The organism is Abiotrophia sp. (assembly GCF_057275535.1).
The window spans coordinates 19,084-34,500 of the sequence record NZ_DBHIRJ010000011.1 but is presented as its reverse complement, the minus strand read 5'-3'; the positions used below and the strand labels follow the sequence as shown (position 1 = coordinate 34,500).

At 47.4% G+C, this 15,417-nt stretch carries 15 protein-coding genes; 12 read left to right on the top strand and 3 right to left on the bottom strand.

Annotation, left to right across the window (positions count from 1 at the left end):
* Positions 1 to 15 precede the first annotated feature (15 nt).
* Both ACO53F_RS08595 and ACO53F_RS08590 read left to right on the top strand, forming a co-directional pair.
* Positions 16 to 777, top strand: a complete 762-nt coding sequence (locus ACO53F_RS08595; protein ID WP_485138097.1) for a purine nucleoside phosphorylase YfiH/LACC1 family protein — start codon at positions 16 to 18, stop codon at positions 775 to 777.
* A gap of 16 nt (positions 778 to 793) precedes the next feature.
* Positions 794 to 1,378, top strand: coding sequence for a uracil-DNA glycosylase family protein (locus ACO53F_RS08590; protein ID WP_303885824.1), 585 nt, complete (start codon positions 794 to 796; stop codon positions 1,376 to 1,378).
* Positions 1,379 to 1,406: 28 nt separating this feature from the next.
* Here ACO53F_RS08590 and ACO53F_RS08585 read toward each other — a convergent pair whose 3' ends face one another.
* Complete coding sequence (locus ACO53F_RS08585; protein ID WP_485138096.1) at positions 1,407 to 1,922, bottom strand: NusG domain II-containing protein; 516 nt, start codon at positions 1,920 to 1,922, stop codon at positions 1,407 to 1,409.
* 163 nt (positions 1,923 to 2,085) lie between these two features.
* Between ACO53F_RS08585 and ACO53F_RS08580 the strand changes: the two genes are divergently transcribed.
* The 3 genes from ACO53F_RS08580 to serS all read left to right on the top strand — a co-directional run bounded on the left by ACO53F_RS08580 (position 2,086) and on the right by serS (position 4,560).
* A complete protein-coding gene (locus ACO53F_RS08580; RefSeq protein ID WP_070755248.1) occupies positions 2,086 to 2,364 on the top strand; it encodes a hypothetical protein in 279 nt (92 codons plus the stop codon).
* A gap of 87 nt (positions 2,365 to 2,451) precedes the next feature.
* Complete coding sequence (gene trmL / locus ACO53F_RS08575; RefSeq protein WP_070755249.1) at positions 2,452 to 2,979, top strand: tRNA (uridine(34)/cytosine(34)/5-carboxymethylaminomethyluridine(34)-2'-O)-methyltransferase TrmL; 528 nt, start codon at positions 2,452 to 2,454, stop codon at positions 2,977 to 2,979.
* A gap of 300 nt (positions 2,980 to 3,279) precedes the next feature.
* Positions 3,280 to 4,560 (top strand): serine--tRNA ligase, encoded by a 1,281-nt coding sequence (gene serS / locus ACO53F_RS08570; RefSeq protein ID WP_070755250.1) that lies wholly within the window; start codon positions 3,280 to 3,282, stop codon positions 4,558 to 4,560.
* A gap of 100 nt (positions 4,561 to 4,660) precedes the next feature.
* Here the strand turns inward: serS and ACO53F_RS08565 are convergent, their stop codons facing one another.
* Positions 4,661 to 5,167, bottom strand: a complete 507-nt coding sequence (locus ACO53F_RS08565) for a PTS sugar transporter subunit IIA (protein ID WP_291431221.1) — start codon at positions 5,165 to 5,167, stop codon at positions 4,661 to 4,663.
* A gap of 131 nt (positions 5,168 to 5,298) precedes the next feature.
* Here ACO53F_RS08565 and ACO53F_RS08560 point away from each other — a divergent pair, with 131 nt between their 5' ends.
* Complete coding sequence (locus tag ACO53F_RS08560) at positions 5,299 to 6,141, top strand: undecaprenyl-diphosphate phosphatase (protein ID WP_303885828.1); 843 nt, start codon at positions 5,299 to 5,301, stop codon at positions 6,139 to 6,141.
* Between the two features lie 49 nt (positions 6,142 to 6,190).
* On the opposite strand, the gene ACO53F_RS08555 is transcribed toward ACO53F_RS08560, so the two are convergent.
* Positions 6,191 to 7,216 carry a lactonase family protein gene (locus tag ACO53F_RS08555; protein WP_485138095.1) on the bottom strand — a complete coding sequence of 342 codons (1,026 nt, stop codon included), beginning with the start codon at positions 7,214 to 7,216 and terminating at the stop codon, positions 6,191 to 6,193.
* Between the two features lie 119 nt (positions 7,217 to 7,335).
* On the opposite strand from ACO53F_RS08555, the gene ACO53F_RS08550 reads away from it, so the two are divergent.
* From ACO53F_RS08550 to ACO53F_RS08525, 6 genes are all read left to right on the top strand, one after another.
* A complete protein-coding gene (locus ACO53F_RS08550; protein ID WP_485138094.1) occupies positions 7,336 to 8,541 on the top strand; it encodes an AI-2E family transporter in 1,206 nt (401 codons plus the stop codon).
* A gap of 7 nt (positions 8,542 to 8,548) precedes the next feature.
* Complete coding sequence (locus tag ACO53F_RS08545) at positions 8,549 to 9,979, top strand: hypothetical protein (RefSeq protein ID WP_485138093.1); 1,431 nt, start codon at positions 8,549 to 8,551, stop codon at positions 9,977 to 9,979.
* Between the two features lie 183 nt (positions 9,980 to 10,162).
* A complete protein-coding gene (locus ACO53F_RS08540; protein WP_424617415.1) occupies positions 10,163 to 10,705 on the top strand; it encodes a biotin transporter BioY in 543 nt (180 codons plus the stop codon).
* Positions 10,706 to 10,801: 96 nt separating this feature from the next.
* On the top strand, positions 10,802 to 11,965 hold the full coding sequence (mutY, locus tag ACO53F_RS08535; RefSeq protein WP_485138092.1) for an A/G-specific adenine glycosylase: 1,164 nt from the start codon (positions 10,802 to 10,804) through the stop codon (positions 11,963 to 11,965).
* Positions 11,962 to 13,653: an ABC transporter ATP-binding protein gene (locus ACO53F_RS08530; RefSeq protein ID WP_485138091.1), complete on the top strand. Its 1,692-nt coding sequence runs from the start codon at positions 11,962 to 11,964 to the stop codon at positions 13,651 to 13,653. The genes mutY and ACO53F_RS08530 overlap by 4 nt, the downstream gene beginning before the upstream one ends.
* A complete protein-coding gene (locus ACO53F_RS08525) occupies positions 13,650 to 15,368 on the top strand; it encodes an ABC transporter ATP-binding protein (RefSeq protein ID WP_485138090.1) in 1,719 nt (572 codons plus the stop codon). Before ACO53F_RS08530 ends, ACO53F_RS08525 begins: the two co-directional genes overlap by 4 nt.
* Positions 15,369 to 15,417: the final 49 nt, after the last annotated feature.

Sequence of the window (15,417 nt, the reverse complement as noted above, 5' to 3'; positions counted from 1 at the left end):
GAAGGAGACATGAAAATGGATTATGAGCATATAAAGGGACCTGACTACGATTACTACACGGTGCCGGCTTTGCTTGAAGCGGGCTTGGAGCATCGTTTTATTGGTAAGCCGCTTAATTTCAAACCTGATTTTAAGGAGGCGTCCGTAGAAGTTGTCAATCGAACTTTTCTAAAAGCGGATGTGCCCCTGGCGGAGGTACACCAGGTTCACGGTGCTGACATCTGCCAAGTAAGGGCTGGCCAATTGGGGACAGGATGGGGCTTACGCTCTCTAGGCGACTACGATGGCTTGGTAACAGAGGCAAGCGATTTGGCCCTAATGGTCAAGATTGCGGACTGTATTCCCATTATTCTTTTCGACCCGGTTAAAAAGGTGTTTGCCCTAGTTCATTCTGGCTGGCCGGGCACACTCCAATCGATTGGCCAAAAAGCCTTAGAAGTTATGATAAGCCAATATGATGTGACGCCATCTAATCTGCTGATTGCCTATGGGCCCGCCCTTAGCATGGAAGATTTTCAAGTTCAGGAAGATGTCTATTGTCGCTTCCAACCCTTAGAAGCAAGTCATCCCCAGGCCTTCAAGCAGGAGGATGAGCATCACTGGCTCATAGACACCAAAGGAATTAATAAGGAGCGTTTCCTCGCTATGGGGGTTCCTTTGGAACAACAATATGATGTGGCTGTGTCGACCAAACAAGCCTTAGGCTGTCATTCTTATCGGCGCGATGGAAGAGATGGCTATGGCCTGAATGCAGTTGTCGCCTATCTGAAATCCTAAGAGGAGGGAATAGAATATGGCCAAAGAAAATTTAAAGATTCGCGATGCCATCATGCAAGCGCCAGAAAACCAGATTTATAGCAAGGCGGGGATTGAACCGCTTTTTACCGCACCTAAGGCTGCCCGCCTGGTGATTGTGGGTCAAGCCCCGGGTTTAGCTACTCAAGAAGCCGGTCGCCCTTGGGATGATCGCTCTGGCGATCGCTTGCGGGAATGGTTGGGGATGGATCGTTCGACTTTCTATGATTCGGATCTTTTGGCAATTCTCCCCATGGATTTCTATTATCCTGGCAAGGGTAAATCAGGCGATTTGCCACCACGCAAGGGCTTCGCAGCTAAGTGGCATCCTCAGATCTTAGCTCAATTACCAGAGGTTAGATTGACTCTATTGGTCGGTCGTTATGCCCAGGACTATTATTTGGCTAAGAGCAAAAGAAGCAATCTGACAGAAACAGTCGCCCATTATCAGGACTATTTGCCGGACTATTTTCCCTTAGTCCATCCTTCACCTCTCAACCAACGTTGGTTGAAACAACACCCCTGGTTTGAGCAAGAAGTGGTGCCGGATTTACAAAAACTAGTCCAGGCTATCCTCAAGTAGACAAAAAGGACTGGAAAATTTCCAGTCCTTATTTTGGTAAAACTAATTCTTCCTCTTGGCTTGAACTGGCGTTACTTGATTGACTAGTGTCAGTGCGACCACCGGTTGAACGTTCGCCGTGAATCTCGATAATGAGTCCATGGGGCAGGCAGATGGAAACCTGACCTGGTCGACCCACCCAACTGGTTTTAACCGCAATTTGGTCAGGGCTGTTGTCTTCGCGCACGCGAATTCGTTTGCCATCACGCTCAATAATGTTATATTGACCCGGATGCGGGTAGTAGGTTTTCTCTTCATGGGGGGCATCCTCAGAGAGGTCGAATCGGTCCACTTCCTTGCCGTCAATTTTAATGAGGGCATAGGTGGAGGAAGATGCGGGTGCTTCCTTAGTGCTAGACCATTCAGTAGCTTGGCTGACTACCTCCGATTTATTCAAGCCTTGATAGTGGTAGAAGGTCAGGATATTGGGCAAGAAGGATAGGCCAATGACTCCTAAAATAATCAGGTAATCAAAAGGTTTTAATAAGCTAAATAGCCGTTTCATTGAGGAATCACCACCTTGTCAGAGCACAAAACTAGTACTATTGTATAAAAAAAGGGTAGAATAAGCTAGCAATTTGTGCCGTTTTTTGGTAAGATACCATTATGCCAATAAAAAGCGCTAGTCGCTTTATAAAAAAATGCAAGCAAAAGGAGTTTTAAATACCATGTCATTAAAAGCAGAATTACGCGAAAAAGTGGGCTCTGGCTCAGCTAAAAAAGTACGTGAAGCTGGTTTAGTTCCAGCAACTTTATACGGGAAAGGTTCAGAAGCTGTTTCTTTAACAGTTAACCGTCGTGAACTCGATGTTGTCTTGAAAACTCAAGGTTTGAGCCAAGCTTTTGAATTAGAATTCGACGGCAAAAAAGAAAATGTTGTCGTTAAAGCTGTTAACAAGGCTGCTTTGGCAGACGAAATCTACAGCGTAGACTTCAAACTCGCTTAATTTTAAATGATAAGTCCCGCTAGTCAATTCTTGGCAGCGGGATTTTTTGTGGGACCCTCTGCAGGCGACCACTAAGAAGGAGAGCCTATGAAAAATCATATTGCCTTATATCAACCGCTAATGCCGGCTAACACGGGGAATATTTCCAGAACTTGTGCGGCCACCAATACCCCGCTTCATCTAATCAAGCCCTTGGGTTTTTCGACCGATGATAAGATGCTCAAGCGTGCAGGTCTAGATTACTGGGAGCATGTGGAAGTTCACTACCATGAAAGTCTGGAGGATTTCTTAGCTTATGTGGGTGAGCGACCACTCTACTTGATTACCAAGTTTGCGCCCCGCATTTATTGTCAAGCGGACCTAGCTCAAAATAGTGCAGGCGAGCAATTCTTCCTCTTCGGTAAGGAAACAACCGGCTTGCCGGCTGACTTGATGGAAGAGCGCAAGGCAGACTGCTTGCGTATTCCAATGAACGATCAGCATGTTAGGAGTTTGAATTTGTCCAATACAGCCAATATCGTCATTTATGAAGCCTTGAGACAACAAGCATTTGAGGGGTTGGATGTCACTCATCACTATCGTGACACGGACAAGGCTCGCGATCTCAACTGGTAGACTTGCACCCCTTACGGATTCGTGATAGTATAGAAGCAGATAAATGATGCGACGGTTTTGACTAGTACAGGATAGGACGTCTTCAGAGAGATGATGGCTGGTGTGAATCATCACGGACTAGCCCTGGAATCCACCAGAACCCTGCAGCCTATGACTCAAGTAGTGCCGGTTGCCCCCGTTACAGGCCTTAAGTGCAGGAATAATGTCCTGAAATCGGGTGGTACCGCGAAACCAAGAAGAGCCTTTCGTCCCAATAAGACGAAGGCTCTTTTTGTTATTTGACCAAAAGGAGGAAATGAAATGTTAGATCGTAAATTATTGCGTGAACAATTTGAATGGGTGGTAGAGAAATTAGCTACTCGTGGTGTAGACCGGGAGGTATTAGAGAATTACCGCCGCCTAGATAGTGAGCGTCGTGAACTTTTGATTGACGTTGAAGGGGCTAAACAATACCGTAACCAAGTATCTGGAGAAATCGCCCAACTCAAACGTAACAAGGAAAATGCAGATGATAAGATTGCTGAAATGAAAGAAATCGGTGATCGCATTAAGCGTGACGACGAGCGTTTGGCTCAAATCGAAGCAGATTTAGAGGCCATCGAGCATCGTTTGCCTAACCTTCCAGCTGAAGGGGTACCAGTGGGGGCCGATGAAGAGGATAACGTGGAAGTACGTCGTTGGGGCACGCCGCGCAAGTTCGACTTTACGCCACTTAATCACTGGGAAATCGCTGAAAAATTAGATATTATCGACTTTGAACGTGGTGCCAAGGTGTCTGGTAGTCGCTTTGTCTTCTACAAGGGCTTGGGGGCGCGTTTGGAGAGGGCCATCTATAACTTTATGTTGGATACTCATACCCAACACAATGGCTACCAAGAAATTATCCCGCCATACATGGTGAATGACCAATCTATGTTCGGGACAGGTCAATATCCTAAATTCGTGGAAGACACCTTCCGGGTTAATGACGAACGCGGTTTGACCCTGATTCCAACAGCTGAAGTCCCATTGACCAACTATTATGCTAACGAAATCTTACCACTTGAGAACTTGCCAATTAAATTCACTGCCTTGAGTCCTTCTTTCCGTTCTGAAGCGGGGAGTGCGGGTCGTGATACACGTGGTCTTATTCGTTTGCATCAATTTAACAAGGTGGAAATGGTTAAATATGCTCATCCAGATCATTCTTTCGAAGAATTAGAGAGCATGACCCAAAATGCTGAAGGTATTTTACAAGCCTTAGGGTTGCCATACCGTGTCATTACCTTATGTACTGGCGACATGGGCTTCTCAGCAACTAAGACCTATGACTTAGAAGTTTGGATTCCAGGCCAAGATACTTATCGTGAAATTTCATCTTGCTCAAACTGTGGCGACTTCCAAGCTCGTCGTGCTAAGATTCGCTTCCGCAATGCTGATGACAAGGTGGAATATGTTCACACCTTGAATGGCTCTGGTTTGGCAGTAGGGCGGACCTTCGTTGCCATCCTAGAAAACTACCAACAAGCGGACGGGTCTGTTAAGATTCCTGAAGCCTTGGTACCTTACATGAACGGTATTACCGAAATTCCAGCTAAATAATAAATAGTAAGAGGCTAAAACAAAAGTTTTAGCCTCTTTTCTGATAATCAACAAATCAAAAAAGAGCTAGAGATTATCCCTAGCTCCTAATAGCTTGCGCTTATTTTAAGATTAATTTACCAATTTCTTGGCCACGGCTTACTTGACCTGAAGCAGTGAGTTCGAAGCTTTCTACTAAATCATTACCATTAGTGAAAATCACGATCATGGCATTGTCTTTGCCTTCAGCTGCTAATTGGTCTAAGTCAACGCTAGATACTAAGGTGTTAGCATCAACCTGTTGAGCGTCAGAAACCTTGGTGTCGAATGGACCACCGTTAAGTGCTACAGTATCAATCCCCATGTGGAGCAATACTTCTAAGGCACCAGACTTGAAGCCAACTGCGTGTTTAGTAGGGAAGACATTGACCACTTCACCTGCAACAGGCGCAGAAATTTCACCATTAGAAGGGACGATTGCGAAGCCATCACCCATCATTTTTTGCGCGAAGACGATGTCGTTTACTTCTTCGATGTTGATTAATTGACCATCAGCGACAGCGTAGAGTGTTACTTCTTTTGAAACGGGAGCCGCTTCTTCTTTTTTCTTTTTGAAAAATCCAAACATGATCCTATCTCCTTTGTGTTTGAAATTTATTTCTTGTCCTTATCATACCACATTCTTTGCGATAAGTTCAATGCATTTAATGCCAAGATGGTGTATAATGGATGATAGCTTATAGAGAAAGGACCTAAAATATGAATGGAATTATAGAATTAGTGAAGGTAATCATCCTTGGGATTGTTGAGGGGATTACCGAATGGCTACCGATTTCTTCGACTGGCCATATGCGTTTAGTGGATGCTTTTATGCCACTACAATTAAACAAAGCCTTTACGGACATGTTTTTCGTGGTCATTCAGCTGGGGGCTATCTTGGCAGTGATGGTGGTCTTCTTCCACAAACTTAATCCGCTGTCGCCAAGCAAGTCAGCAGCAGAAAAGAAAAACACCTGGCTTTTATGGTCTAAGGTGATTGTGGCAACTATGCCAGCCTTTGTTCTGGGTTTCCTCTTAGATGACTTAATGGACCAATACTTCGACAAGCCATGGGTCTATGCTATTACTTTTACCGTCTACGGTTTAGCCTTTATCTGGGTTGAATCCGGCAAGCGTAAAGCTAAAGCAAGCCGTATCAATAGTTTAGAAGCTATTAGCTATAAAGATGCTGCCCTCATGGGTCTATGGCAGTGCTTGGCTTTGGTGCCAGGGACTTCTCGTTCTGGGGCTACTATTATCGGGGCGCTCTTAATGGGAACCAAACGCTATGTAGCGACTGAATTCTCCTTCTTCATGAGTATCCCAGTCATGTTTGGAGCAAGTTTCCTCAAGTTAGTGAAGTTTGGCTTCCACTATACAGCAGCTGAAGCGACTTATCTAATCTTAGGGATGTTGATTGCCTTCGGGGTATCACTCTTAGTCATTAACTTCCTCTTGGGTTATATCAAGAAACACGACTTCAAAGTCTTCGGTTACTACCGCGTAGCCTTGGGGATTTTAGTTGCAGTGCTCTACTTCTTAGGTGTATTTAAAGGTAAATAAAAAATGTCTGGGACCTATTAAGGGTTCCAGACATTTTTTATTATCAACATTAGATAGGATAGATACAAACGCATTCAGGTGCCTGGGTCTCTGCCTCAATGAAACTGACAAGACCACTGTCAGCATCGCGACTGAAGACAGCGATATGGTCACTATCTTGGTGGGGCACAAGGAGGTAAGTCTGGTCTTGGCTTAGGACGAAGTCCCGTGGAATCTGTCCACCACTGGCAATTTCTTGAATTTTAAGGGGCTGCTGAGGGTCGGCCAGGGAAAAGACGCAGATGACATCATGGAAGCGGCTGGAAGTATAGAGAAAACGACCGTCCTGGCTGATGCGAATGGCAGCGCTAGCGGCAGATTCTAGATATTCAGAATCTAGAAGGGCCTGCTGATGGACCAAGCTAAGATGACCGCTTGGATCAAGGGCTAGGGTTAGAAGGCTATTAGCCAGCTCGCCAATGACATAGACTAGATTTTGACTCGGATGAAAGACTAGGTGACGAGGACCAGTTCCCGGTGGACAAGTAAAGGTCTGAACCAAGCTGAGGGCACCAGAGCTAGGGGTTACGTCATAGACATAAATTTTGTCACTGCCCAAATCGCAGACATAGAGCAGGTCGCCCTCAGGATTTAAGCCCACAAAATGGATATGGGCACTGGCCTGATTAGGGTGGACGCTAGAGCCCACATGCTCGTGGCGTTCGAAAGGACTTAAGACAGCCTGATCATAATGGTAGCTGTCAACGGAGCCTTCATGGTAATTAGCGACATAGACGGTCTGACTAGCTTCATGGACTGCTAGGTGGCAGCCAGGGATTTTGGTGTTGAGTAGGCGGCTGACTTCCTGCCAGTCCTTACCTTGGCGTTTAAAGGCTACCAAACCGCTCTCTTCCTCACCGCGGTGAATGACCAAGAGAGTGTCAGTTTCTTTGGCATAGGCTACAAAAGTCGGTTGATTGAGTTTGGCAATCAGCTGTGGCTGGGTTAAATGGCCAGTGACAGGGTCCAAGTCAAGGCTTGAAATCCCTAGGTTGCGCCCCTTGGTGTAGCCACCTAGGATATAGGTTTCAGTCATGAAATCAGGTCCTTTCGCTAATAAATTGAGTTTTATTGCCTTGGCCGTGCATAAATCTAAGACAAGGCACCTATCCTTATGGTAGAATAAGATGACAGAAATTTCAAGGAGGGAGTTCTATGCAAGAACACACACCAAAACGCCAGTCGTCTTGGTTTACCCGTCAATTCCTAAATAGCCAGATGGTAGTCAGTCTCCTGATTTTACTCTTGGTTTTATTAATTATTTGGGTTTTTACTAGAATTACACATGTTTTCGCGCCAATTGGGGTGGTCATTGATGTGGCGGCTTTCCCAATTATTACCTCAGGGGTTCTCTATTATTTGCTCTATCCTCTAGTGGATAAGCTGGAAGCGCGGGGAATGAATCGCCAGTGGGCCATTTGGGCTATCTTTATTGGTTTAATTGTATTGTCGACATGGGGGATTGCCTCTCTTGTCCCGACCTTACAGACCCAAATTCTGAGCTTTGCTCGTAGTCTACCTAAATACTATGATGAAATCTATCATATGTTGTATCAGTCACCTTTTCTGACTGAGAATAAGGAAGTCACCCAACGTCTGCAGTCCTTCCTAGATGGTTTCGATTTCCGCAGTATGGCAGAGCAACTAAGTCGTTTCGCTTCTTCTACCTTCGGTAGTTTAGGATCCGTGGTTGGGGCAGTGACCTCCGTCATTATGGGGCTCCTGACCGTGCCAATTATTCTCTATTATCTCTTGGCAGATGGTCAACGTTTGGGCGATTATATCCTGAAATTCGTGCCGACCAAGCACCGTGCCATGGCATCTCGTATGATGTATCAAGGGCACTATCAAGTGGCCCAATATATTCGGGGCCAAATCATTGTGGCAATCTGTGTAGCCATTATGTTCTCTATTGGTTATAGTATTGTCGGGCTAGACTATGCAATTGCCCTTGGGGTCGTGTCTGGTTTCCTTAATATTATTCCCTTCCTAGGATCCTTCATCGCAGTGATTCCGGCCTTTATCATTGCCTTGATTACCAGTCCCGTTATGGTCCTGAAGGTGGCCATTGTCATGATGGTCGAGCAAACCATCGAAGGGCGTTTTATTGCCCCACAAGTTCTGGGGAATAACCTCAAGATTCATCCGGTAACCATTTTGATTGTGCTCTTATCAGCTGGTAAGGCCTTCGGTTTAGTAGGGGTCATCCTAGGGGTGCCTGGTTACGCCGTTATCAAGGTAATCGTGGGTGAGTTTTATGAATTATATCGTGAGCGTTCTGGGGCATATGGTCCCAAAGAAGCTATCCAAGCTCCAACAGACCAAACTAGCCAAGAACTTGCTAGCAATGAAAGAAAGTAGTGATAGGATGTCAGTAAAACAAGTATTCAAACGTGTGACCCTATTGGGTCTAGCCCTAGCGACCGGCTTGAGCCAAGGAGCACTCTTAGTCAGTGCTCAGACTGAGTCGTCTTCCAGTGGCCAAGTCAAGATGGTAGACCCTGCCGAGTCTAGCTCTTCCTACCAAGAGGCAGATACCTCAGTTAGCCGTGAGGCCTACAATCAATTAGAAGAATTGCTTAAGCAAAGTAGCCAGGTTAAAATTAATCCCCAAGCCTTTTATCAAACAGATGATGATTTTAAGGCAGACCAACAGAATTTTGCCGTGACAGTGGATATGTTGCGACTCTACACAGTTAATAGTTTTGCCAAAGAATTAGAGAATGAGTTCAACTTTGAAGAAGGTGGCGGGGGATTGGTGGTTATGCACGTCTCTATCACCAATAAGACCAAAGAAACCGTGCATTATCCGATTGAGGAGCTTAAGTTATCTTATAACGAAGCTAGTTTAGAAGTATCGCCAAGTTATCAACTCTATCCAGCAGAAGATGGCAACCTAGCCCAAACCTTATCTGACAACAAGGGGACTATTGATGCTGGTCAAACAGTTTCTGGCTACCTAGTCTTTGGTTTAAGCGCTAGTTCAGTCAAACGTGTTCAGGAAGATGGCTACTTCTATATCAAGGTGGTTTCTCCTAAGCGAAGTGAATCTGATATTACCGGGATTAGCGTTAATAGCTTAGGTGACGAGCAGTTACTTTATCTGCCAGCCAAGGATGAAGCAGCTAAATCGCTCAAAGAATCTGCCACTCATGTGCCCGACCGTCTAACCACAGAATACTGGGGGACTAAGAAGGTCTTGGCTGACGATAAGCCCAAGCTTAAGGAAAGTGATGAAGGTATCGATGTGACGATTACGCGTTTGGAAGTCAGTGATTTCCAACCAAATAGCTACAACGAAGAATCCTTCCGTAACTTTAAATATGGGGCCGTGATTGTTTCCGTCGAATATGATGTGACCAACAAGTCCCAGAAGACGCTCTTGCCAGTTGACGGCAATACAGTCTTAACCATTAATGGGGATCCGATTAACAGTGACTATGTCTTAACCAACCAAGTTTATGGCAAGGAATTGGCGCCGGGTCAAACCTACCATGTTATCAAGACTTTCGCCTTGGACAAGAGTCGCTACCAGGAACGCTGGCAAGGTCATGACTATAGCCTAACCATTTCCGTTCCTGAAAAGAAACCAGTAGTAGATTCTGCTAGCTCAAGCCAAGAGGGTCAAGAAGGTCAAGAAACTCAAGAGACTCAAATGCAAGGACAGGCAGCCAACCCAGCGCCTGAAGTGACCACCTATAGCGTTACCTTCACTTTGGTGCCTAAGTTGATTCAGACGCTTAGCGAAGACCTGAAGCTTCAACCTGCTAATAGCACAAGCAACAGTCAAAACCCATAGTAGGGAAGGGCTGGGATCTAGGTCTCAGCCTTTTTCTTATGGTTAGGATGGGTGGCCTGTTCTTTTTTTGTTTTTGCGTTAACCTTACCCTATCGATAGGTTGACATTAAAGGGCGAATTGCCTATACTCATAACATAGCTATTATTATAGGGGCCCTAGCCCCAAATAAAGGAGATTTACTAATGTTCAATGATTTTAAAGATGTTCGTGTCTTAACCCGCATGGCCTTAGGCTTGGCAGTTTTAATCGTCTGCTCCTATTTGTCCTTCCCCTTGTGGGGTTTCCCAGCACCTATTACCATGCAGACTTTTGCCCTCTGCTTGATTGGTTTGGTCTATAAACCTAAACAAGCCTTGGCGATTATCTTACTCTACCTATTGCTAGGGGCTGTAGGCTTACCGGTATTTGCTGGTGGTCGCGGTGGATTTGCTTCTTTTGTAGGACCATCAGGGGGTTACCTCTTCTCCTTCCCAATTGCCTATACCTTGTTGTCTATCTTCAAGGGCAAGAAGCCAAGCTTTGTCTCCTACGCTTTGCGGACCCTTATCATCACCGTTCCAATTGTAACGGTCATGGGGATTTGGGGTTTCGTGCAATTCGCGCATATGGATTTGACCAAAGCAGTGACGGTTGCCTTGACCTTTGTACCAGGTGACATCCTCAAAGCAGTCGTATCGGGCTTCTTAGCAGATCGCCTTCAGGTGGTAACCCGTCATTTTAACTAAGCATCTTCCTGCCCGGGAAACAAGTGATTGAACTTGGTTCCCGGGCTTTTTTTGGTTATAATAAATGAGAATGTTAGTAGGAAGGAACGTCTCTATATGACTAATTCTAGAAGTAGCTGGCCTCAAGCTATGGCAGCTTGGGATCAGACCCGTGTCCAGGCCTTTCGGAAAGACCTCCTAGCCTGGTACGATAAAAATAAGCGTGATTTGCCCTGGCGTAAGAGTCAGGATCCCTATGCCATCTGGGTCAGCGAGATTATGTTGCAACAAACCCAGGTGGCTACTGTTATTCCCTATTATCAACGTTTTATGGCGGCCTTGCCCACAGTGTCCGACTTAGCTCAAGCACCAGAAGAGACCCTGCTCAATCTCTGGCAGGGCCTGGGCTACTATAGCCGAGTCCGCAATATGCAGGCGGCTGCCCAACAAGTTATGGCTGACTTTGGCGGTCAGATGCCTGACCAAGTTGACAGTCTCTTAAGTCTCAAAGGGATTGGTCCCTATACGGCAGCTGCCATCGCCTCCATGGCCTTTGGTCGGGTGGCGCCGGCTTTGGACGGCAACCTCTTCCGGATTGTAGCCCGTCTCTTCCGCCTTAAAGATGACATTGCCCTGCCTAAAAGTCGTAAGGTCTTTATGGAAATTCTGGATATTTTGATTGACCCAGATCGGCCAGGAGATTTTAACCAGGCCATGATGGATTTGGGAGCCTGCGTCATGACGCCAAGCAATCCCCGGCCAGATAATCATCCCTTGGCGACATATGATGCTTCCTATCAAGTTGGGGATTCTGACCAGTATCCGGTCAAGAGCAAAAAAGTCAAACAAACTCGGCATGATTTGACCGCCTACTTTCTTGTGGATAGCCAAGGCAATTGGCTCCTGCGCCGTCATGGGGAGAATGAACTCCTGACAGGCCTTTGGCATTTCCCAATGCTGGAACAAAGCATGGTCTATGAAGAAGTGACGGCGGCCGAATTGACTGAGCCACTCTTAGATTGGTTAAGGGGAGAGGCTCTGGTAGAGGGTGATAGCTCCATAAGTAGCCAAGTGGTCAGCCCAGCCCTGGGTCAGGTTAAACATGTCTTTAGCCACCGAATTTGGCAGGTGCAGTTGGTAGGCTTGTGGCTGGATACGACTAGTCCCCTCCAAGAAGGCTGGTGCTGGGTGGCGCCAGAGGCTGTTGGCCAGCTACCTCTGTCTACCTTGCAGGAAAAACTCATGCAGGTCCTAGTCCATGAAAGGGAGGCCGTCCGATGAAATCATTATGGTCTTTTTTTAAGGGCTACCGTGGAGTCGCCCTTTTGGGGCCCTTGCTTAAGTTGGCGGAAGCCCTACTTGAATTAGCGGTACCCTTGGTAGTGGCCCAAATTATTGACCGTATCTTGATGGGTGACGGTGCCATTTGGGGATCCATTGTCTTCTTGTTGGGGCTGGCCCTGGCGGGTGTCCTCATGGCTATTACGGCCCAGTATTTTTCGGCCAAGGCGGCCATTGGCTATACCCGGCAATTGACCCAGGCCCTCTATCAAAAGATTAGTCGCCTGTCCGAGTCCCAGCGTCAGAGTCTAGGGGAATCCAGCTTGATTACGCGAGTGACCAATGACACTTATCAAGTGCAGACGGGGCTTAATATCTTCTTCCGTCTCTTCTTGCGATCACCTTTTATTGTCTTCGGGGCGGTCTATATGGCCTGGCAACTCAATGCCCAGTTGGCCAGCTATCTCTTAGTCATGATTCTGGTTCTATATCTGATTTTGGCGGTCTTAATGGGGCTGACAGCGCCTGGATATGTTAAGATTCGCCAAGCTACTGACCAGATAGTGCAAGTCACGCAAGAAGGCATGGCGGGTTATCGGGTCATCCGGAGTTTTAATCAGGTAGAGGGCTATCTGACTACCTATAACCAGGTTAATCAAAACTTGCTTGGCCATCAATTAAAGACCGGCTTCCTGGCAGCTCTAACTAATCCGCTGACTTACCTAGTCGTTAATGTCACCACAGTCTTAGTCCTCTGGCAAGGGGATTGGGCTCTGGGTCAAGGGCTCCTAGCTAAAGGGGCGCTAGTGGCTCTGGTCAACTATCTGACCTTGATTTTGGGTGAGTTGATTAAAACAACCATTGTCCTAGGTAACCTCAACAAGGCCTGGATTAGTGCTCAGAGAATTCAAGCAGTCCTGGCTATGCCAGAAGAGGATTTAGACCAGAAAACAAGCAGCCAAGTGACAGGGGAAAGCTCTGATTCAATCTGGCGAGCTCAGTCTCTGACCTACACCTATCCAGGTAGTCCCATGCCGACCATTAAGCAGGTTAGCTTGCAACTTCAAGAAGGTCAATGGCTGGGCCTGACCGGGGTAACCGGGGCAGGTAAGACTAGTCTAATCAAACTCCTACTGGGCATCTTACCGGCTGACCAGGGTAGCCTAGCGGGGCCAGAGGCTGAAGATTTAGCCTGGGTGCCTCAACAAGCCCAACTTTTTAAGGGGACCATTCGCTCTAATCTGCTCTTGGCTCAAGACCGGGCTAGTGACCAGGACTTATGGCAGGCCTTGGCCCTGGCTCAAGCAGCAGACTTTGTTGCCGAAAAGGGCGGACTGGATGCCCAAGTCACGGCCTTTGGTCGTAATTTCTCGGGTGGCCAACGGCAAAGACTGACCGTGGCCCGAGCCTTACTCAAAGCCAAAAAAGGTCTGATCCTAGATGATGCGACTTCAGCCCTGGACTATGCTACCGAAAGTCGCCTCCTGTCTGGCCTAAAGGCGGCGCGGCCTGACCTCATGGTCATCATGGTTTCGCAGCGTTTGAATGCCTTGCGTTTTGCTGACCAAATCTTGGTCTTAGAAGATGGCCAGGCTACAGGATATGGGCCGGCCCAAGAATTAGCCCAATCCAATCCTTACTACCGGACGCTAGTCCAGACCCAAAGCCAGGGAGGTGACCGCCAATGAGACAAGGTCAAGTCATGAAACGCCTACTTAAAGGCTTGGCGAGTCGACCATGGCTCATGATCCTAGCCTTGCTATCCACCTTAGTTCAGGCCGGTCTCGTCCTCTATTTACCCGTTCTGATTGGTCGAGCCATTGACTGGATTGGGACAGGGCAGCAAGGAGTCTTGCAAGATTTGCTGGTCCAAATGTTAGTGCTGATTGCCCTAACCATTGCCTTCCAGTGGCTCAATCCATGGCTCTACAATCAACTGGTCTATGGCCATATGGCAGATCTAAGACAAAAGGTAATGGCCCAGCTTCAAGTTAGTCCGGTGCCTACCCTTGATGGTTTTGGCCTGGGAGACTTGGTCAGTCGCCTGACCAATGACTTGGAGCAATTAACGGATGGCCTGATGATGCTCTTCACTCAACTCATGAGTGGCCTCTTCACGATTGGTGTGACCCTTTATCTCATGGCGGGCATGGACCTGGTCCTCTTTGGCTTGGTAGTCATTCTGACCCCAGTCTCCCTCTTCATTGCCCGTTTTATCGCCAAACAAAGCTATCACCGCTATCGGGATCAAGCTCATACCCGGAGTGACCAGGCTCAGCGGGTAGAGGAGACCATTCGCCAAATGACCTTGCTGCAGCAACTAGATACCCAGGAATTCCTAGCTGACGAGTTCCAAACCTTGAACCAGGCCTATAGCCAGGCAAGCTTGGGGGCGACTTTCTATTCTTCAACGGTAAATCCGATGACCCGCTTCGTCAATGCCTTGATTTATGCCCTCTTAATTGGGGTGGGGGCTAGTCGGGTAGTGGGCGGCCAGTTTACGGTAGGGGAATTGGTGACTTTTCTGGCCTATGCCACCCAGTACACCAAACCCTTCAATGATATCTCCTCTGTCTTATCGGAACTTCAGGGTGCCATTGCCTGTGCCGAACGTCTCTACCAAATTCTGGATTTGCCAAGCTTAGTTGAAAATGCCACGCTTGATCTAGCAGGAGACCAGGTTCAAGGCGCTGTTGACTTTGTCGACATGGCCTTCTCCTATGACCCAGCCCAACCCCTGATCCAAGACTTCAATCTGCATGTGCCGCCTGGCAGTATGGTAGCCGTAGTGGGGCCAACTGGTGCCGGTAAATCCACCATGATTAACCTGCTCATGCGCTATTATGAGCCAAGCTCTGGGGCCATTGAGTTAGACGGCCAAGCTATTGCCACCTATCGGCGACAATCTTGGCGCGATCAACTTGGCTTGGTGCCCCAGGAAACCTGGCTCTTCACAGGGACGGTCCATGACAATATTGCTTTTGGCCGACCAGAGGCCAGTCGCCAGGAGGTAGTTGCTGCGGCCAAGGCGGCTAAGGCTCATCACTTTATTGAACTCCTGCCCCAGGGCTATGACACTATCCTGTCAGGACAGGGTGGGGGACTGTCGCAAGGTCAGGCCCAACTGCTAGCCTTGGCTCGAATTTTCATTAAGCCCCCTAAGGTCTTATTGCTGGATGAGGCGACCTCGTCCATCGACGCATATACCGAACTCAAGGTCCAAGAAGCCTTCAACCAGCTTATGGCCGGCCGGACTAGCTTTGTCATTGCCCACCGCTTGGCTACTATTCGCAGCGCGGACCTGATTATTGTTATGAATCATGGGGCCATTGTGGAGCAAGGGACTCACGACCAACTCATGGCCAAGCGCCAACTTTACTACCAAATGCAAGAAGAAGTCTAAGTCTTTTCAGAAAAATTTGCTAAGTCCGCATAAAGCCTTAGCATAATAG